Raw genomic sequence first — 18502 nt, forward strand, 5'->3', positions numbered from 1 at the left:
CGACGAGGTCGCCTCCTGCGGACAGGGGCGGAGTCCTCGCCCCGATCGTGGGTGCTGCCAAGGTGCGCCCTCCTGTTCCTGCTCTCCCCCAGCAGTGCATTCGATATCAACCGGGGAACCCGCGAGCAGGTCCGTCCGGCGAAGACGGAATGACCAGGGGGATATCCCTCACCTGGCCATCCAGAAGAACGAGGAACAAATCCGGCAACCGCAGGACAACAGCGGCAACCCGGTGAGCCCCCGCCTACCGTCGCCTGCGATGGCCGGCCCGCTCACGCGTGCCCTTCTGTCCTTTCTGGAGCGGAGGCTCACCATGTTGTTGCCACGGACCGTGCTGGCCGCGGCGATGGTCGCCGTGTGCGGACTGACCGCCGGGTGCTTCACCGGTATCGCTGCCGGAGGCGGAACGCGGTTGCGCGTGGCGCTGCCGGTCTCCCCGACGCAGTCGATGTCGCCGAGGGGAGACGACGGAGTGCTGCTGACCAGACTCGGCATCGCCGAGACGCTCGTCCAGCTCGACGCCGAGGGCGAGCCGAAGCCGCTCCTCGCGGAGCACTGGACCCGCCCGTCTCCCACCACCTGGTCGTTCCGCTTGCGCCGCGGCGTGCGGTTCCACGACGGCACCACGCTCACCGCCGCGCACGCCGCCGACGCGCTCAACCGCGCCGCGGCCGCGAGCTCGGTGCCCGTAGCGCTCAAGGACGTCGGGCTGACCGCCGAAGCAGTGGACGAGCTCAACCTCGAGGTGAGCACATCGGTACCGGATCTCGCTCTGCCGCAACGGCTTTCGTCAGCGAACCTGGTCGTGCTCGCGCCCATCGCCTACCAGGGCGACAGGGTGAGTCCAGCGAGGGCGGGCACGGGGCCGTTCGTGCTGCCGGACCTCAACGTGGCCAACGGAATCGCACTCGCTCCGTTCGAGGGGTACTGGGCCGGGCCGTCGAGACTGTCCGGTGTCGACGTCCGGTTCGTGCCCGACGGCGCGAACCGGGGCACGGCGCTGCGGGCGGGCGAGGTCGACGTCGCGGTCGCGTTACCGCTCGGCGGGCTCGCCGACACGGTGGTCGAACAGGTGCGACTGCCGAGGACGGTGTCATTGCTGCTCAACACTTCCCGGGCACCGTTCGGGCAACCGGCCGCGCGGCTCGCGGCGCAGGAGGCGGTCGACCCCGCCGCACTGGCCCGCGGCGTCTTCCACGGACGAGCCGATGTCGCGCGCGGCCTGTTCCGTTCGGCACCTCCGTGGCTGATCACGCCGTCCGGTGCGAGCGGGAGCGGGCTGAAGGTGGTCCTGGCCACCTACGACGACCGGGCCGAGTTGCCCGAAGTCGCTTCCACCGTCGCGGAGTCCTTGCGCGGCAGAGGTTTCCAGGTCGAGCAGGTGGTCAGGAGGTACAGTCAGCTCGAACCCGACCTGCTCGCGGGGAACTTCGACGCGGTGGTCGTGTCCCGGCCCTACGTGCTCGACGCCGGCGACCCGGCCGCCTACCTCGCCGGCGACTTCACCTGCACTGGCGGCTTCAACCTGGCCAGGCTGTGCGATCCGGTGGTCGACGCCGCCGTGGCGGCGGCACTGGAAACCTACGACGTCCCGTCCCGCCGGGCCGCGGCCGTGCGCGCCCAGAACAGGTTGCTCGCCACCAACGCGGTGATCCCGCTGGTGCACGAGCGGGCGTTCATCGGGCGCTCGCCCCGCGTCGACGGCCTCGCGACCGATCCGCACGAACGGCTGCTGATCACCAGGGCGACCACCCTGCGATAAGAGCTCCACGAGCACAACGAGCCGACATCGGACGATGGTGTGGACCAAGCCGATGGGCCGGCTCGCCGGAAGGTCGGGGATGGGGTGACTTCCGGCGAGCCGCGCCTCGCGGCGGCGGGGAAGTGACGAGTCCCGCCGAGTCGAACGCTAGTTCATGACGTGGTGTACGCCCATCCGCGTGCAGCGCAAGGAGTTCGTCGTTCGGTGGAACGCTTTGCCGCGACTCCGCTGCGCCTCCGGATGCTTCGACGTCTGTTCGACGGGCAGCGTCGAACGGCTGTCGCCGCCCCGCCGACTCGAGGACACGGTGCGACTGACCGTGCAGGGCGCTGTCAGCAGCCCCGGTCGCGCACCGCGCCGGCGATCAGCGCGGCGGTCAGCAGCTGTGCACCCCTGCCGGTGGTCGGGTCGCACCCGGTGACGGCGGCGATGCGCTGCAGGCGGTAGTCGAGCGTGCTGCGGTGGACGAAGAGGTTCCGCGCCGTCTTGTTCCGCTGGTAGTCGGCGTCGATCAACGCCATCAGCGTCTCCCACAGCACCGCGTGGCCGCGCAACGGCCGGATCATCGCGGCCAGTTGCGCGGCCACCGCCTCGTCCTGCACGACCGCGTACTCGACCAGGACGTCCAGCATGGTGTAGGCGCCGCAGGGCCTGCGTCCCGCCATGACCAGCCGCAGGACCTCCGCCGCCTCGCGGACCCCGTCGCGGATCTCACGACGTGGCCGGGTCGCGGTGACGAGCCAGCCGTTCCCGCCGAGAAACCGCTTGATCTGCGTGACGGTCCTGGCGGTTCGCTGGTTGTCCGTGCTGGGGACGAGCAGCACCAGACCGGAGTCGGTGCTGGTCGCGAGTAAATCGGGTCCCACGGCGTGCCGCAGCGCGCCGTCCGCCCGCTGGGTCTCCGCGCGGCCCCTGCCTGACCAGCGCACGAGCGCGACCAGGTAGTCCGGGGCGAGCGTCATCTCCTGCTCCGGGCGCACGTGAAGCCCGTCGACCAGGTCCTTCGCCAGGTCACCCGACGTCCGTACCCGGTCAACCGACCGGCGGTAGCCCTCCAGGAAGTCCGCGAGCAGCGCGCCGCCGGTGCGGACCAGCTCGGTGAGCTCCGGATCACCGGCCGCCGCCTCGGCGAGCAGATCGGCCAGCTCGCCGGAACCGTCACCGGCCCACGCCTGCCCGGCTGCGCGGACCCTTGTGCGAAACGCGTGCCTGCGTCCGTTGCCCGTCGCCAAGTCCTGCCGCACCACAACTTCGGTCATATCGCCGCACCCTCCCGAGGCCGCAGCCGAGCCTAGGAAGTTCACGATCATGAAAGCAAGACCGCGTACCAAATACTGTGGCCCCGTTCCACCTGTGGTACGGGTTGGATGCGGCACGGGTGTGGAGGTTCGGTCAGCCCGGATTTGGTGCGGTGCGGCTGCAGCTCCGCCCGCCCCCGACAGGACGACCCGGCGCCCGGACGGCGTCCGCTAGGTGTTGATGAGGTGTTTCTCCACGGCGCGTGCCGCGACCGCGAGCTCGTCGGCGGTCTCCTGGCTCGACCGGCCGCCCGCCGTCGGCAGGGTTCACAGGGAGGCCGTGCGCGACAGTTCGTGTGCGAGCGCGGTGAGGTCCGCGATGAGACCGTCGCACAGCTCGGGCGTCATCCGCGCGGTCAGCAGGGTGGCGCTGACCGCCGTGGGTGTGCTCGGACGTCCCGGCAGGGCCACGCTCACACACGTGACGCCCTCGGTGTTCTGCTCGTCGTCGAGCGCGTAGCCGCGTTCCCTGGTCCTGTCGAGGTCGCGGCGCAGGTCGTCGAGCGTGCGGTGCGACTTCGCCGTGAGGATCGGGAGTTCGTGCACCAGGTCGAGCCGCTCTTTCAGCTCGTCGTCGGGCAGCCCCGCCAGCATGGCCTTGCCCAGCGCGGTGACGACGGCCGGCATGCGGCGGCCGATGTCGCTCGCGAGCCGGACCGGCTGGGTGCCGTCGTACCTGGCGAGGTAGACGACCTCCACCCCTTCCAGCACGGCCAGCAGCATCGTCTCCTGCGCCCCGACCGGCAGGGCGCTCGCCGCACGGCGAAACTCGCCGACGACGTCGGTACCGGCCAGAAACGCCTGGCCCAGCTCGACGACCTTGTAGCCGAGCGCCCAGCCACCGTCGACGCGGCGGATCATGTGGGTTCCCTCGAGCGCGGTGCAGAGGTTCGCGACGGTCGACTTCGCGAGGTCAAGCGAGCGCGCCAGCTCGGCGATCCCGAGCGGCCTGCGCTGCCTCGCCAGCTCTTCCACCAGTGCGACGGCCCTGGTCACCGCAGGGGACCTGCTGTCAACCGAACGCAAAGACCGTGCCGTGCTCAAGATGATCCCCCTCGCGCTCAGTCCGCGGACGAAACCTATCCCATGCCGCAGTGCTCCACGTCACTGCGGCGGCGGACACGTCGGCGCCGGCGGGGGACACCGGACCTTCAGTCCACAAAGGATGCCTGCGACGACGACGATGGTTTTCCTCGTTCCTCGCATTCCGGGTGCGAGGGGGCAGAACTACCGTCGAGGCATGACAATCGCAGGAGCCGTGGTGACGGTGGTGACGCTGCCCGTGCTGCTCGGCCAGGTGCTGTACGCCATCAGCAGGGGCAAGCCGTCGCGCGAGAGGCGAGACTGACCGTCCACATGGGACTCTCGAACCTCCGGCACGGCGGTCACGCCACCGCATCCGCGATCAGGGCCGCGCTCAGCAACTGGCCGCCGCGGCCGCTGACGGGGTCGCAGCCGGTGATCTTGGCGATGCGCTGCAGCCGATAGTCCATCGTGCTGCGGTGGATGAACAGGTCGCGGGCCGCCTGGTTGCGGTTGAAGTCCGCGCGGACGAGCGCGACGAGCGTCTCCCACAGCACCTGGTTCTCCCGCAGCGGCCGGATCATCTCCGCCAGCCTGGCCGTGACGGCGTCGTTCCTGATGATCGCGTGCTCCACCAGTACGTCCGTCATCCCGTAGACACCGCAGGGCCGACATCCCGCGACGACGAGCCGCAGCACGTCGAAGGCCTCGGCGTAGGCGTCGGCCAGGCCGGTCACCGGGCCTGCGGCCGTCGAGACCCAGCTCTCGGCGTCGGTCAGCTCACCGGTGACCCGGTCGAGCAGCGCGTTGTCACCGTCCGGCACCAGCAGCACGAGCACACCGGACCTCCTGGTGCAGAGGACCCCGCGGCCGGCGAGGTCGCGGGCGTCACCGGCACGCCGCTCGGCGACCGGGCGAGCCACCACCACCACGTACGCGACCGCGAGCCGGTCGAGCACGTCGTGCGGCAGCCGCTTGCCGTCGATCAGATCGGCCGCGAGATCCCCGGACACCGCGGCGACGTTGCGGCTGAGTCCTTCCACGAAGTCCTCGAGCAGCTGACCGCCCAGACGTGCGAGCCGGGCGAGTTCGGGGTCGTCGGCGGCAGCCTTGCACAACAACTCGGCCAGCCCGGCCGGCCGCGCACCCGCCCACTGCTCGCCGGCCGCGCGCACCTTCGCGCGGAACTCGGCGATCAGCCGCTCCTGCTCACCAGCCACGCGCAGCGTCCGCGCGGGCTCGACATCGACTTGCTCTTCCCACCTGGTTGCGGGGTTTGCCATGACCACTCCTCGTCACTCGCCGTGAAGCAGTTGGGCCGAGCCGTAGTCCCTCGAACGGGGCGGCCGGTTCCGCACGACGACGTATTGGTTCACGCCGACACTGTTCGCGACCGCAGGGCCCTTCAGAGCAGACATCGTTCACCCCTTCAGACCAACATCGCGAACACGGTCAAGTTAGATTGGGAACGTTCACAGCGTCAACGCATGACGCGCAACACTGTGGGCAGACGCCGGCCGACGGTTCGGTTCGGGTAATCCCGACCACTGGATGGCGGCAAATGGTTCGGGATCCTGCACACCGTTCCATCAGTGGAACCGCATGTTTCGCGGCGACAGCCGGCGTCCCCTCCAACTCGTCGATCAAGACGGCCTGACAATAAGGGTGCCAATGTGCAGGTGACGAGGGTGCTTCACATTGACTTAACCCAGAACCACTCGGAAGAGTTTCCGCTCATCGCGGATGGCGGTCCGACTCCGCGCCGGCCCGACCGGGTGGACCCCGCACCACCCGAACCTCGATCGGGTGAACTTCGACCCTGCGGCAGGAACCCATGGAAACCGTCGATTCACCATCGCGGTCCGCACAGGTGCCCGACGCTCCATCTGGCACCGAAACTGTGAACGAGCACAGCGCTCGCTCCGAGCAACACCACCGTCCAGGCAGAGGCCCCACCAGAGCCGACCAAGGCCGTGACGACGGCCTGGGCGCACAGAACGACGCCCGCGAAGCGCGCGAGCACGCCGAGCGCGAGCCAGACACCCAGCGTGAGGCGAAGGCAACCGGAGGCCCACTGCAACGCCGCGGTGACGGCGTCGCCCGCGGCGCTGTGCCAGTGCGCCCACTCCCATGCGCCCAGTGCCGCGAACGCCACGCCGACCGCCGCCCTGACGGCCACGGCCAGCACCGGCCGGACCCAGGCCCACCGACCCGGCGTCACCCCGCCATCGCGGAGCGACGACCGTAGCTGCCGGGCGTACCGGGCAGTGGCGTCCGCGCCTGCGCACCGTCGAGGACCGCCAGGAGGTTCCGCGCGGCGAGCTCCACCATCTCAGCCCTGGTCGCCTCGGTGGCCGAGCCCACATGCGGGAGCACGACCAGGTTCGGCTCGGCGAACAACGGATCCGCTGGGTCGCACCGGGGCTCCGCCGCCATCACGTCCAGGCCCGCCGAGTGCAGCGCGCCCGCGCGCAGGGCCGCGAGCAGCGCCTCCTCGTCCAGCACACCTCCGCGCGCTGTGTTCACCAGCGTCGCGGTCGGCTTCATCATCGCGAGCTCCTGCGCGCCGATCAGTCCCGCGGTCGCCGGGGTGAGCGGCACGTGCAGCGACACGACGTCACTGGTGCGCAACAGCTCCTCCAGCCCGACCTCACGCGAGAACAGATCGCCCGGCCCGTACGGGTCGTAGTGCTGGATCTGCATGCCGAAACCCGCGGCCCGCCGCGCCACCGCGCGGGCGATCTGCCCGTAGCCGACCAGCCCCAGCACCGCACCCTGCACGTCGAGCCCGAGATGGTCGTCCATGCGGAAGACCCGCCACTCGCCGCGGCGCAGCGAGTCCATCGCCCTGCCCAGCCTGCGCCGCGCCATCAGGATCAACGCCATGGCGACGTCCGCGGTCGTCTCCACGGGCGCGGCGGGCGTGTGCGTGGCCACGACCCTGTGCTCTCGCACGGCATTGCGGTCCACCGCGTCGAAGCCGACCGATGCCAGGGCGACCACCTTCAGCGCGTCACCCGCCGCCCGCAGGAAAGCGGTGTCCACCGGATCGTTGCCGAGGACCAGGGCGCCGTCGCAGCCGCGGACGAGCTCCCGCAGCTCTTCGGGCCCTGGCGGCAGGTCGCCCCGCCACTCGACCAGATCGCAGCGCTCCGCCAACAGATCGACGCCGTTGCCCGGCAGATCGGGACGCGACACCATCACCCGCGGCCTGCGTTGGACAGCCACAAACACTCCGTTCTCGTTTTGCCACTTGAGAAGCAGGTCCACTCAGAAGCCGACGAGGACCTTGCAGGAACGCGCAGGATCAGCGGCCAGTTCGAACGCCTGCCCTGCACGCTCGACCGGCAGCTCGGCGGTGATCACCGGGTCCACCGGCAGGCTCCCGTCGGCGAGCGCGTCGAGCACCTCGGCCATCTCGGTGGAGAACCGGAAGGACCCGACGACCTGGATCTCCTTGGTGATCAGCAGGTTCGCCGCGATCGGGCTGTCGCCGGGCGGCAGCAGGCCAAGACCGACGACCAGTCCCCCGCGGTCGACCGCGTGCAGGCAGGTGGTGAACGCGGCCGCCGCACCGGACGACTCGACCGCCACGTCCACCCGCAGGTCGGCCAGTGACCGCGCGGCCTGTGTTCCCACGCGGACGGTGACCGTCGCACCGACCGCACGTGCCACCGCGAGCGGTGCGTCGTGCAGGTCCACTGCCACCACCTCCGCCGCACCCGCCACGCGCAAGGCGGCCACGACGAGGCAGCCGATCGGACCCGCTCCGGTGACCAGCACCCGTTTGCCGGTCACGTCACCCGCCCTGCGCACGGCGTGCCACGCCACGGCAGCGGGTTCGGCGACCGCCGCCAGCCGCAGGTCGAGCCCCGTCGGCAACGGCAGCACCTGCTCCTGCGGCACGACCAGCACACCGGCGAACCCGCCCTGCACGTGCGGGAACCGGGCGGCACTGCCCAGGTAGGCCGTGTTCGCGCAGATGTTGTGCCGCTCGGCGCGGCACTGCGGGCAGAGGCGGCACGGCGTGGCGGGATGCACGGCGACCTCCGTGCCCGGCATCACCGACGCCACACCGTCGCCCACCGCGTGCACCACACCCGACACCTCGTGCCCGAGCACCATGGGTTCCCGCAGCCGGAAGCCACCGACCGCGCCGTGCCGCCAGTAGTGCAGGTCCGAACCGCAGACACCGCCGTAGCGCACGGAGACGGCGACCTCGCCCGGTCCCGGCGAGGGCACCGGCCGCGTCTCCACTCGCAGGTCTCCCGCGCCGTGCGCCACCACCGCCGGCATCACCGCCACCACGTCAGATCACCGCCCAGGGGGAAGTCGGCGGCGACGATCCGCCGCGAGCAGCACGCATCACAACCGCGGAACCGTCCACTGCCGACAGAGGCGTCCTGACACGTCGGGCGGCGCGCGTCGAGCCACCACGCGCAGGAGTCGTGGGCGCAGGCGCTGCTGTCGCGGGCCGGCGCCACCTCAGATCACCGCCGTGATGCCGCCGTCGACGGCGATCACCTGGCCGTTGACGAAGTCCGACGCGGCAGAGGAGAGCCAGATCAGCGTGCCGACGAGGTCCTCCGGCCTCGCCCAGCGCCCGGCGGGGGTGCGGCCGCGGATCCACCCGTCGAAGCCGGGGTCCTCCGCCAGCGGCCGGGTCAGCTCGGTGAGCACGTAGCCGGGCGCGAGCCCGTTGACGGTGATGCCTCCCGGCGCCCACTCCGCGCACATCGCCCGGGTGAGCATCGCCAGACCGCCCTTGGAGGCGGCGTAGGCGGCGATGCCGGGCCGGGCGAGCCGGCTCTGCACCGAGCAGACGTTGACGATCTTGCCGCGCCCGCGTCCGAGCATCCCCTCCGCCACGGCGCGGCCGACGAGGAACGCGCTCGTGAGGTTCGTGTCGACGACGCGGCGGAAGTTCTCGGCCGAGACGTCCAGCAGAGGTTCACGGTGCTGGACCCCGGTGTTGTTGACCAGGATGTCCACCGGTCCGATCCGCCGCACCGCCGCGTCGACGGCGAGCGGGTCGGTCACGTCGAACGCGGCGGTGCGCACGGTCGCGCCCGTGGCCTCGGCCAGCTGCTCGGCGGCCGTCGTCAGCATCTGCTCGTCACGGCTGTTCAGCACGACTTCCGCACCTGCCTCGGCGAGCCCCCTGGCCAGCGCCGCGCCGATGCCGCGACTGGAACCGGTGATCAGCGCGGTGCGGCCGGTCAGGTCGAACAGCGAGTTCATGGGTTCTCCAGGTAGTAGTGCATGAGCGCCGCGTTGTCCCGGTCACCGTGTCCCGCGTCGACGGCCCAGCGGTGCAGCTCCGCCACCGCGGCGGTGATCGGCAGCGGCACCTTCACGGTCCGCGCGTAGTCGCGCGCGCTCTCCAGGTCCTTGACCATGTTGCTGACCCGGCCGGTCGGGGTGAGGTCCACCTCGGCGAACTTGGTGAAGAACTCCCGCAGCACCACGGAGTCGGCCCTGCCTCCGCTCAACGCGCTCAGCACCTCGTCCGGGTTCAGACCGGCCGCCCGCACCAGCGCGGCGGACTCGGCGACCGCCGCGAATGCGCAGCCGACGAGCACCTGGTTCACGAGCTTCACCAGCTGACCGGACCCGGCAGGGCCGATGTGCGTGATCCGCCGCGCGAGCGAGGCCAGCACGCCGCTCGCCACGGCCACGTCCTCGTCGGCACCGCCGACCATCAACGTGAGCGAGCCCGCCGCCGCACCGGGAGCACCGCCGGACAACGGCGCGTCGACCCAGCGCGCGCCGCGCACACTGGCCCTGGCCGAGAGCTCACGGGTGCGGGCGGGATCGATGCTCGACATGTCGATCACCAGGACGCCGCCGGGCTCGTCGTCGAGCACACCGTCCTCGCCGAAGACCGCCTCCTCCACGATCTCCGCCGAGTTCAGGGAGAGCAGCACGGCGTCCGCGCCGGCCAGTTCGGACGGCGTCCGCGCGGCGGTCGCGCCGTCGCGGACGAGGTCCAGGACGGCCGACCGCCGGACGTCGTAGACGCTCACGGTGTGTCCGGTCGCCATCAACCGGCGCGCGATGGCCGCTCCCATCACCCCAAGTCCGACGACACCGACCTCTGTCACGACGTACCCCACATCTTCCGGTAGATCTCGCGGTATCCCGACGGCGGGTCGAAGACCCCGCCGGCGGGCACCGTCTGACTGGTGATCAACGCAGGCCTGGCGACGAAGCCGGACGGCTGCCCTCCGGCGATCGCCCTGTTGAGCTCGTCCACGAGCTGCCAGCCCTGCAACGACATCGGCTCGGCCACGGTGGCGGCCTGGTGATCACCGGTGCGGACGCGCTGGAACTCGGCGGCGTCACCGTCACCGGCGGCCACCGCCACCGGCGGCCCTTCAGGAGCACGACCGGCGTCGCGCAACGCGGACTTCGCGGCACCGAAGTAGTTGCCGTTCACGCCCAGCAGGTAACCGAGCCGATCCCCGTTGCGCTGCAACAACGACGAGACCAAACCGGGCATGCGGGCGTCCGCCTCCGCGATCGGTGAGTCCTCATAGGACAGAACCTCGCAGCCGGAGCACAGGCGAACGTACTCGCGCATCGCCTTCGCCTTGCGGACCGCGATGTCGTACTGCGAGTCGGTCAGCACCACGACCCCGGCCCGTCCCTGCGAACGGGCGACCGCGTACGCCGCGGCCAGCCACGCCACCTCCAGCGGGTCGGTGGTGACGTTGGCGAAGACACCCGGCAGCGGACCGGGCGTGGCACCCGCGTGCCAGCCGACCACCGGAACACGGGCGCCGGTCGCCTGCCTGATGGTCGCCGCCTGCTCGGTCGCGTCGAACCCGCCGAGCACGATGCCGATCGGTCGCAGGGCGATCGCCTGGCCGAGCGCGCTGGCACGACCCTGCGCGCTGCCTTTGCCGTCCAGCACCATCACGCGCCAGCCGATCGCGCCGGCCGCCTGCTCCACGGCCCTGCCCACCACGTTGACGCCGCCGTTGGCGAGGTCCGCGGCGACGAACGCGATGGTGCCGCCACGCCGCTGTGCCGGCGACGGGTCTGACGGTGGCGTGAAGCCGTTGCGTCCTTCGAGACTCGCGGCCACGCGCTCGCGGGCATCGGCGAGCACGTCGGTCACGCCCTCGGGGACGAGCCGATCTTCGGCCGCCGCGGTCCGCGAACTGCCCTGCACCTCAGCCACGGTCGGGCTCGCACAGCCGCACACCGCGACCAGCCCCGCGACCGCCAGTGCGATGCTCCTCATGACTCCTCCCCCGCGCTCGGCCGGTGCTTTTCGGCGCGAGCAAGGCGTTTGCGGCTCGCGAGGCTCGCGATCGTGATCGCCGCGACGAGCGTCAAGCCGTTGAACAACGGCTCCAGGTAGAAGCGTCCGGGCAGCAGGTGCTGCAGGCCGGAGATGCCGATCGCGGTGATCAAGACGCCCAGCAGCGTGCCCCAGGCGTTCACCCGGCCGGGCCGGATGGTGGTGGAGCCGAGGAACGCGGCGGCCAGCGCGGGCAGCAGGAACTCCGGGCCGATGTTGGCCTGTGCCACCCCGCCCTGCCGCGCGGACAACATGATTCCGGCGATCGCGCTCAGCACACCGGAGGTGACCATGGAACCCACGACGTAGCGGCGGCGCGCGATCCCCGTCAGCTCGGCGGCACGCGGGTTCGCACCCACCGCGTAGAGACAACGGCCGACCGGGAGGTACTCCAACACGAACCACAGCGCCGCGACGAGCACCAGTGCGACCACGAACGGTCCAGGCACCGGACCGAACGACCACGTGGCGATCGCGTCGAAGTACGCGGCACGGGCTCCATCGGCGTCCACGACCTGTTTGCCCTCGGTGTACCAGTAGGTGATCGCGAAGATCACCTGCCCGGTCGCCAGGGTGGCCACGAACGCGTCGACCTGGGCCAGTTCGACCAGCAGCGCGTTGAGCAGGCCGACGAGCGACCCGCCCAGCAGCACGAGCGCGATCACCAGCCGGTAGTCGATTCCGGCCAGTTGCAACGACAACGCGAGCACCTGCCACAGCCCGAGCGCGTAGCCGACCGAGAGGTCGATCTTGCCGGCGATCATCGGCACGGTGACCGCGACCGCCAGCACGAGTGGCACGGCGTTGCCGGCGGCGAGCAACCGGAAGTTCAGCCCGGTGGCGAACGTTTCCGGTGACAGCAACGCGAAGAGCAGGAACAGCGCGGCCGTGACGAGCACCATGCCGTACACGGTGAGCAGCTTGCGCGAGGCCGCGACGCCCTCGGGGGGCTCGAGCGCGGTCGATCGCACCGACATGTGCGACGGCATCAGACTCCTTCGTCGTCCGGCAATCCGGATGCGGCGGCGGCGAGTGCACCGGTCGTGAGCCGGCTCCCGGCGAGCTCGCGCCGGACCCGGCCGCGCCCGAAGACCAGTGCGCGGTGACAGACCGCGGCGACCTCCTCGAGATCGGTCGAGACGACAAGGGTGGCCACGCCCCGCTCCCCCGCCCTGCGCAGCAACGCGTGGATGTCGGCCTTCGCCCCCACGTCGACGCCCATCGTCGGTTCCTCCAGCACGACCACGGCCCGGCCGGTCGACCACCAGCGGGCGAGCATCACCTTCTGCCGGTTGCCACCGGAAAGCGCGTCGACGGCGATCTCGGTGCCGGCCGGCCGTACGCCGAACTCGCGGACGAGCTCCGCGGCGTGACCACGCTCGGCCCGGCCACGCGACCAGCTGCCGCGCACCGCCGGGTTCAGGAACATGTTCTCCCGCACGGAAAGCCCGTTCGCCAGTCCCTCCGCCTCGCGGTTCGACGTGCTGAACCCGATGCCGGCCGCCACCGCGCTCGCGGTGTCCCGTGGCCGGAAGTCCTTGCCGTCCAACGACATGCGTCCGGCGCGCAATGGCAGCACGCCCGCGACCGCCCTGCCGATCTCCTCCTGGCCGGCGCCGCGCAGGCCGACCAGGCCGACCACCTCACCGGCGCGCAGGGTCAGCTCGACAGGTCCGACATCGCCCACCTCGGCCCCGTGCAGCTCCAGCCGCACGTCGGTGCCGGCCTCACCCGGCGGTGTGGTCACCGCGGACCTGCCGACGATGAACCGCACCAGTTCGCCAGGAGGAACGTCATCCGTGGCGCCCCTGCCGACGACCTCGCCGTCACGCAGCACGACCACGGAGTCGGCGATCTCGTACACCTCGTCCAGCCGGTGCGAGACGTAGATCATGCCGACGCCCCGGTCCCGCAGCCCGCGCAGCACGGTGAACAGCCGGGCCACGTCCGGCAGCGGCAGGCTCGCGGTCGGCTCGTCCAGCACGAGCAGCTTCGGTTCGCCCGTCAGGCAACGGGCGATCGCCAGCAGCGAGCGCTCGGCACGGGGCAGGTCGAACACGCGCGCGTCCGGATCGATGCCGCCGCCGACGAGGTCGAGCGCACGAACCGCCTGCTCCCGCACCCGTGACCACGAAACCATCCCGCCGCGGCGAGGAAAGCCCGCCACCATCGCGATGTTCTCAGCCGCGGTCATCCACTCGACGAGTCCGAGGTCCTGGTGCACGAACGCGATGCCGTTCCGCGACCGGGCACCGTCGACCTCGATCGTGCCGCTGTCCGGCCGGTACACGCCGGCGAGCATCTTGATCACGGTGGACTTGCCCGCGCCGTTCTCGCCCAGCAGCGCGACGATCTCGCCGCGCCCCACCTCGAACGTCACGTCGTCGACAGCTCTGTTGCCGTGGAAGGACTTGACCAGGTGCGCGACACTCAGCAGCGGCGTCACCCGGTAGCTCCCCTGGTGCGCGTGCGCACGCGGTAGAGGCTCGTCGAAGCGGTGACGAACAGCTCGTCACCGTCCGGACCGCCGAAGCACACGTTGCCGACGACCTCCGGAATCACGATCTTGCCCAGCCGTGTGCCGTCCGGTGCGTAGATCTGCACCGAGTCGCCGCTCGACGTCCACACGTTGCCGTGCTCGTCGACCCGGAAGCCGTCGGCGACACCGGGGGTGATCTCGGCGAAGACCCGGCCGTTGACGCAGCGCCGGTCGTCGGTGACGTCGTAGACGCGGATGCAGTGCTGACCGGTCCCGTCCGTGCGCAACGCCGAGGAGGTGTCGGAGACGTAGAGCAGTCGTTCGTCCGGCGAGAAGGCCAGCCCGTTCGGCTCCTCCATGTCGGTGATCACGGGTGTCGGCTCCTCGGCGCCCGGCACGTACCGGAACACGTAATGCGCCCCGTACTCGCGTTCGCCGGGATGTCCCTCGTGCGGCTGGATGATCCCGTAGGGCGGGTCGGTGAACCAGATCGAGCCGTCGGAGGCGACCACGACGTCGTTGGGCGAGTTGAGTCGCGCCCCGCCGAACCGATCGACCAGCACGATCGTGCTTCCGTCGGCCTCCGTGCGTTCCACTGCCCGCCTGCCGTGCGAGCACGTGACCACCCGCCCCTGCCGGTCGCGCGTCCTGCCGTTGGTGAACTCGACCTCGGCGCGGTCGACGGTCACCTCGCCGGTGGACGCCGTCCAGCGCAGGATCCGGTTGCCGGGAATGTCCGACCAGACGACCGCCTGCTCGTCCGGCAGCCACAGCGGGCCCTCGCTCCACGTCGCGCCACCGCCGAGCCGTTCGACCCGCGCCGCCGGATCGACGAGCGCCTCCAACCGCGGATCAGCCACGACGACGTTCGCCACCTGCCGCACCACCCTCAGTCGATGTCCGTGAGACACAGTTCTAATGGACAGGAACGATCACGCGGCGGCACCGCCGCGTGATTCCTCGTTTTTCGGACGGCGCCCGATCACGTGTGACCGAGCCATCTCTTGACAGACCACGACGTGGTTCAGACCCGCGCCGGCCAGGCGTTTTCCAAGGCCGCGAACCCGTTCGCCCACTCTGTACGGATCGACAGCGGACTCCGGGTCGGCGGTATGGTCGCGTCCGCCGTTCTCGCCAGGGCAGTCCACAGTGGACAGTAATGCCCATCACAGCACCGGCGGCAACGGGAGCCGGTCGGCACGAGGTCCGACCCCGTTCCCGGCAGTTGATCAGAGCCGGAAGGATCCGAAGCTATACCATGGCGCGCAAGAAGCAGAAGAAGCACACCCCGGTGACCAAGCGGCCAGGCATGTCGCTGAACGTGGTCCTGGCAACAGTCGTAGTCGTACTCGCGAGCGTCGTCTTCGGCGGCATCGCGTTCTCCCATCGCGGCGACGACAGCACCGACTCGGGTGGCACCACACTGGTGCCCGCCGGCGCGAACGCCCTGTCCACCGCGAACGAGGCCGAGGTCACAATCGTCGAGTTCCTCGACTTCCAGTGCCCTGCCTGCGTTCGCTACTACAACAACGTCGCGAGGCAGCTGGAGGAGGATTACCGCGGCCGGATCACGTTCATCACGCGCAACCTCCCGCTGGAGATGCATCCGCTGGCCCTGCCCGCGGCCAGGGCGAGCGAAGCGGCTGCCAGGCAGGGCAAGTACCGCGAGCTGTACCACGCGCTCTACGACAACTTCGAGAAGTGGGCGCGCGACGGCAAGACCATCTCGTCCGACGAAGCGCGTGCCGTCGCGCTGTTCGAGGAGTTCGCCAGGGCGGCGGGAATCGACGTGGAGAGGTTCCGCGCCGACATGGCCTCGCCCGAAGTCAAGGCCGCGATCGACCGCGACATCGCGGACGCGGGCACGCTCGGCGTGACCAGCACGCCGACCTTCTTCTTCAACGGCGCGAAGTTCGAGCCGACCGGTCAGTCCTACGGCGAGATCGACCGCGAGCTCCGGGCGAAGATCGACGCCGCGCTCGCCTGAGCGGACTGTCGAACAGCGCGGTCCGATCCTCACCGAAGCGGTGCAGCGTTGACGTTGATGGTGTCTGCGGGTACCTGCCAACGGCGAGCACCCGTTCCGGCCGCGTGGCGACATAGCCTGTTTGGCGCCCTACTTGTGTCGGTTGTTTTCTGGGAACGCTCCCTGAAAAACTACGTCGCGTCAACTCGGCGTCAATTGAAGGAGAGCGGTGAGCATTCGCACTCGACTGGCAGCCGGAATTCTCGCGGCGGCGGCCGCGAGCGGGATGACGGCAGGCCTCGCACCGGTGGCCGCAGCGTCCACCGGTAACGTCCCGAACGTGACCGAGGAGCGCTCCGAGAAGTGGCGTGGCCTGCGCGAAGGGCCGCTGAGCTCGGGTTCGGAGTGCAGCGACCGAGCCAGGCGCTGGATGGAGAAGACCAGGATCTTCCACCACTGCAGGCACTCGGACGGGTCATTCGGCCTGCCGGAGGGCTGGTACGTCTTCGAGCTGGTCTGAGGTCGCTCCACCTGAATGCGAAGGGCCGGTCACCGTGGTGACCGGCCCTTCGCATTCAGGTTTCAACACCTTTGACAGAATTCCCGGTGCTGTCGATTCGACGGTCGATTCGAATCATTTGTCAATGTGATCATCCGGCGCGGAGACGATAGACCGAAACCGCGGCTGACCGCTCAGGACGGGTTCACCACGCGGGCCGCTCCCCCACCTCGCCGCACCGGTTCCGCCACCGCTTGCCACCGCCCGTCCGGCAGACGCTCGATCGCCGTCGCGGCACCGATCTCGGCGACCTCGCCGAACCGGTGACCCAGCGACTCGAGCGCCGCTCGGTCGGAGGACGCGAGGAACACGGGCTCCGCCGTGGCCACCGCCGTGTTGCGTTGCGAAACGCGAGGCGTGGCAACGGCTTCCAGCAGCGTCCGGCCACGGCCGTAGCGCTCAGCGAGGATCTGCGTCACGGTGGTGATGATCGTGCCGCCGCCGGGTGATCCGGCGGCGAGCACGAGCCGGCCGCGGTCCAGCACGATGACGGGGGACATCGCGGACCTCGGTCGCTTGCAGGCGCCCGGCAGGTTCGGGTCCTGGCCGCCGGGCAGCGCGGGCACGAAGTTGAAGTCGGTCAGCTCGTTGTTCAGCAGGAAACCGCGGCCGGGCACGACGATGCCGTTACCGCCCTCGGACTCGATGGTCGAGGTGTAGGAGACCGCGTTGCCCCACCTGTCCGTGACGACGAGATGCGTCGTGCGCTCGGCCTCGTTGCCCGGTTTCGCGGGAGAACCGTTGGCAGCACAGGGTCGCGGGTTGCGCGGATCGCCCGCACCCGTGGGCGCGGGCAGCGCGGCGCCGGCCCGGATCAGGCACGCACGGCTGTCGGCGTAGCGCTGCGAGAGCAGCTGCCCGGCGGGCACGTCGGCGCGCGAGGGATCGCCGACCCAGCGCGTGCGGTCGGCGAACGCGAGCTTCGTCGCCTCCATGAACCGGTGCAGGTACTCGGTCTGCGACGCCTTCGCCAGATCGGTGGTCTCCAGGATGTTCAGCGCCTCGCCCGTGCTGAGACCGCCGGCCGGGGCCGCCGCGCTGTAGACGTCCAGGCCTCGGTAGCTCGTCCTGGCAGGGGCCGGCTGCGTCACCCGGTAGGCGGCGAGGTCCGCGATCGTCATCCGGCCTGGATGAACGACGCGTGTGGAACCGGGAGCCACAGGCGGCTGCCGCACCGTCCGCACGACGTCGCGGCCGAGCGAGCCGCCGTAGAGCGACACCAGGTTCGTCCGCGCCAGCTCGCGATAGGTGTCCGCGAGCTCGGGATTGCGGAAGGTGCTGCCGACCGCGGGTGGCTTGCCACCGGGCAGGAACAGCTTGCGGCTGGAGGTGAAGTCCGCGAACCGCCCGGCGTTGTTCGCGACCTGGCGGTGGAACGTCTCGTCCACCACGAAACCGCGGCGCGCGATCGCCTCGGCGGGGGCGAGCGCCTGGCCGAGGCTCAGCGTGCCCCACCTGGCCAGCGTGTGCCTCCACGTGGCGGGGTTGCCCGGTACACCGACCGACAGACCGCTCGTCATCGCCTCGTCGAACGCGATCGCCGCGCCGTTCTCGACGAACAGCTGCTCGTGCACGGCGGCCGGCGCGGTCTCGCGTCCGTCGATTGTGGACACTCGACGGGTCGACGCCTGGTAGTGCACGAAGAATCCCCCGCCCGCGATTCCGGTGGAGAACGGGTCGGTGACGCCGAGTGCGGCTGCCGTCGCGACCGCGGCGTCCACGGCGTTGCCACCGCGGCGCAACACCTCGACCCCCACCGCCGACGCGTCGGGGTCCACACTGGACACAGCGCCGCCGGACCCCGTCTGCTCGGTCAACCGAGGAGCCCCAGGTGCGGGCGCGGTCAGAACGGAAGCGGTGAGCGCCAAGCTCAGGACGGCACTGAGAAGCGTCAACTCGAGAGTCCTTCGATCAGCAACGGGACATGATCGAGAAAACACGAGCCGGCACGCCTCCCGCCGGGAATCCGGCACGACGCGGAACAACTTCCGAATTCGCCCGAGCCGCTCTGGTGAGGGTTTTCCCGCTCCCCACGTGCCCGCAGGACGCGACCCGCAGCCCCGGTCCGGCTTCCGTGGCTCAATGAGCCGAACCGAAAGGAGTCAC

16 protein-coding genes are annotated in these 18502 nt (G+C 70.5%); 3 read left to right on the plus strand and 13 right to left on the minus strand.

Annotated elements, in window-relative coordinates:
• Positions 1–313: 313 nt before the first annotated feature.
• Positions 314–1762: an ABC transporter substrate-binding protein gene (locus tag SK571_RS42855; protein ID WP_319989838.1), complete on the plus strand. Its 1449-nt coding sequence runs from the start codon at positions 314–316 to the stop codon at positions 1760–1762.
• 332 nt (positions 1763–2094) lie between these two features.
• Here the strand turns inward: SK571_RS42855 and SK571_RS42860 are convergent, their stop codons facing one another.
• From SK571_RS42860 to SK571_RS42915, 12 genes are all read right to left on the minus strand, one after another.
• Positions 2095–3021, minus strand: a complete 927-nt coding sequence (locus tag SK571_RS42860; protein ID WP_319989839.1) for a PucR family transcriptional regulator — start codon at positions 3019–3021, stop codon at positions 2095–2097.
• 306 nt (positions 3022–3327) lie between these two features.
• The gene (locus SK571_RS42865) at positions 3328–4056 is read right to left on the minus strand and encodes an IclR family transcriptional regulator (protein ID WP_319989840.1); all 729 of its coding nucleotides are present in this window, start codon (positions 4054–4056) and stop codon (positions 3328–3330) included.
• Between the two features lie 389 nt (positions 4057–4445).
• On the minus strand, positions 4446–5366 hold the full coding sequence (locus tag SK571_RS42870; RefSeq protein WP_319989841.1) for a PucR family transcriptional regulator: 921 nt from the start codon (positions 5364–5366) through the stop codon (positions 4446–4448).
• 566 nt (positions 5367–5932) lie between these two features.
• Entirely contained in the window at positions 5933–6304 is a 372-nt protein-coding gene (locus SK571_RS42875; protein WP_319989842.1) for a hypothetical protein, read from the minus strand.
• Positions 6301–7311, minus strand: a complete 1011-nt coding sequence (locus SK571_RS42880) for an NAD(P)-dependent oxidoreductase (RefSeq protein WP_319989843.1) — start codon at positions 7309–7311, stop codon at positions 6301–6303. Before SK571_RS42880 ends, SK571_RS42875 begins: the two co-directional genes overlap by 4 nt.
• 42 nt (positions 7312–7353) lie before the next feature.
• Positions 7354–8379 (minus strand): L-idonate 5-dehydrogenase, encoded by a 1026-nt coding sequence (locus tag SK571_RS42885; protein WP_319989844.1) that lies wholly within the window; start codon positions 8377–8379, stop codon positions 7354–7356.
• A 189-nt stretch (positions 8380–8568) separates the two neighbouring features.
• Entirely contained in the window at positions 8569–9324 is a 756-nt protein-coding gene (locus SK571_RS42890; RefSeq protein WP_319989845.1) for an SDR family oxidoreductase, read from the minus strand.
• A complete protein-coding gene (locus SK571_RS42895) occupies positions 9321–10187 on the minus strand; it encodes an NAD(P)-dependent oxidoreductase (protein WP_319989846.1) in 867 nt (288 codons plus the stop codon). The genes SK571_RS42890 and SK571_RS42895 overlap by 4 nt, the downstream gene beginning before the upstream one ends.
• Positions 10184–11332, minus strand: coding sequence for a substrate-binding domain-containing protein (locus tag SK571_RS42900; RefSeq protein ID WP_319989847.1), 1149 nt, complete (start codon positions 11330–11332; stop codon positions 10184–10186). Before SK571_RS42900 ends, SK571_RS42895 begins: the two co-directional genes overlap by 4 nt.
• The gene (locus SK571_RS42905) at positions 11329–12381 is read right to left on the minus strand and encodes an ABC transporter permease (RefSeq protein ID WP_319989848.1); all 1053 of its coding nucleotides are present in this window, start codon (positions 12379–12381) and stop codon (positions 11329–11331) included. Before SK571_RS42905 ends, SK571_RS42900 begins: the two co-directional genes overlap by 4 nt.
• Positions 12381–13838 carry a sugar ABC transporter ATP-binding protein gene (locus tag SK571_RS42910; protein ID WP_319989849.1) on the minus strand — a complete coding sequence of 486 codons (1458 nt, stop codon included), beginning with the start codon at positions 13836–13838 and terminating at the stop codon, positions 12381–12383. The genes SK571_RS42905 and SK571_RS42910 overlap by 1 nt, the downstream gene beginning before the upstream one ends.
• Positions 13835–14746: an SMP-30/gluconolactonase/LRE family protein gene (locus tag SK571_RS42915; protein ID WP_319989850.1), complete on the minus strand. Its 912-nt coding sequence runs from the start codon at positions 14744–14746 to the stop codon at positions 13835–13837. The genes SK571_RS42910 and SK571_RS42915 overlap by 4 nt, the downstream gene beginning before the upstream one ends.
• A gap of 383 nt (positions 14747–15129) precedes the next feature.
• On the opposite strand from SK571_RS42915, the gene SK571_RS42920 reads away from it, so the two are divergent.
• Together SK571_RS42920 and SK571_RS42925 are read left to right on the plus strand one after the other, a co-directional pair.
• Complete coding sequence (locus SK571_RS42920) at positions 15130–15858, plus strand: DsbA family protein (protein WP_319989851.1); 729 nt, start codon at positions 15130–15132, stop codon at positions 15856–15858.
• A gap of 208 nt (positions 15859–16066) precedes the next feature.
• Positions 16067–16357 carry a hypothetical protein gene (locus tag SK571_RS42925; RefSeq protein ID WP_319989852.1) on the plus strand — a complete coding sequence of 97 codons (291 nt, stop codon included), beginning with the start codon at positions 16067–16069 and terminating at the stop codon, positions 16355–16357.
• Positions 16358–16530: 173 nt separating this feature from the next.
• Here the strand turns inward: SK571_RS42925 and SK571_RS42930 are convergent, their stop codons facing one another.
• Positions 16531–18291: a gamma-glutamyltransferase family protein gene (locus SK571_RS42930; RefSeq protein WP_319989853.1), complete on the minus strand. Its 1761-nt coding sequence runs from the start codon at positions 18289–18291 to the stop codon at positions 16531–16533.
• Between the last annotated feature and the right edge of the window lie 211 nt (positions 18292–18502).

Source organism: Lentzea kristufekii (assembly GCF_033949925.1).
Classification (GTDB): Bacteria; Actinomycetota; Actinomycetes; order Mycobacteriales; family Pseudonocardiaceae; genus Lentzea; species Lentzea kristufekii.

Bases quoted from the DNA above. Each gene is read 5' to 3' on its own strand.
- SK571_RS42855 (WP_319989838.1), top strand. From the start codon at position 314: ATGTTGTTGCCACGGACCGTGCTGGCCGCGGCGATGGTCGCCGTGTGC.
- SK571_RS42860 (WP_319989839.1), bottom strand. From the start codon at position 3,021: ATGACCGAAGTTGTGGTGCGGCAGGACTTGGCGACGGGCAACGGACGC.
- SK571_RS42870 (WP_319989841.1), bottom strand. From the start codon at position 5,366: ATGGCAAACCCCGCAACCAGGTGGGAAGAGCAAGTCGATGTCGAGCCC.
- SK571_RS42885 (WP_319989844.1), bottom strand. From the start codon at position 8,379: ATGCCGGCGGTGGTGGCGCACGGCGCGGGAGACCTGCGAGTGGAGACG.
- SK571_RS42890 (WP_319989845.1), bottom strand. From the start codon at position 9,324: ATGAACTCGCTGTTCGACCTGACCGGCCGCACCGCGCTGATCACCGGT.
- SK571_RS42900 (WP_319989847.1), bottom strand. From the start codon at position 11,332: ATGAGGAGCATCGCACTGGCGGTCGCGGGGCTGGTCGCGGTGTGCGGC.
- SK571_RS42905 (WP_319989848.1), bottom strand. From the start codon at position 12,381: ATGCCGTCGCACATGTCGGTGCGATCGACCGCGCTCGAGCCCCCCGAG.
- SK571_RS42920 (WP_319989851.1), top strand. From the start codon at position 15,130: ATGGCGCGCAAGAAGCAGAAGAAGCACACCCCGGTGACCAAGCGGCCA.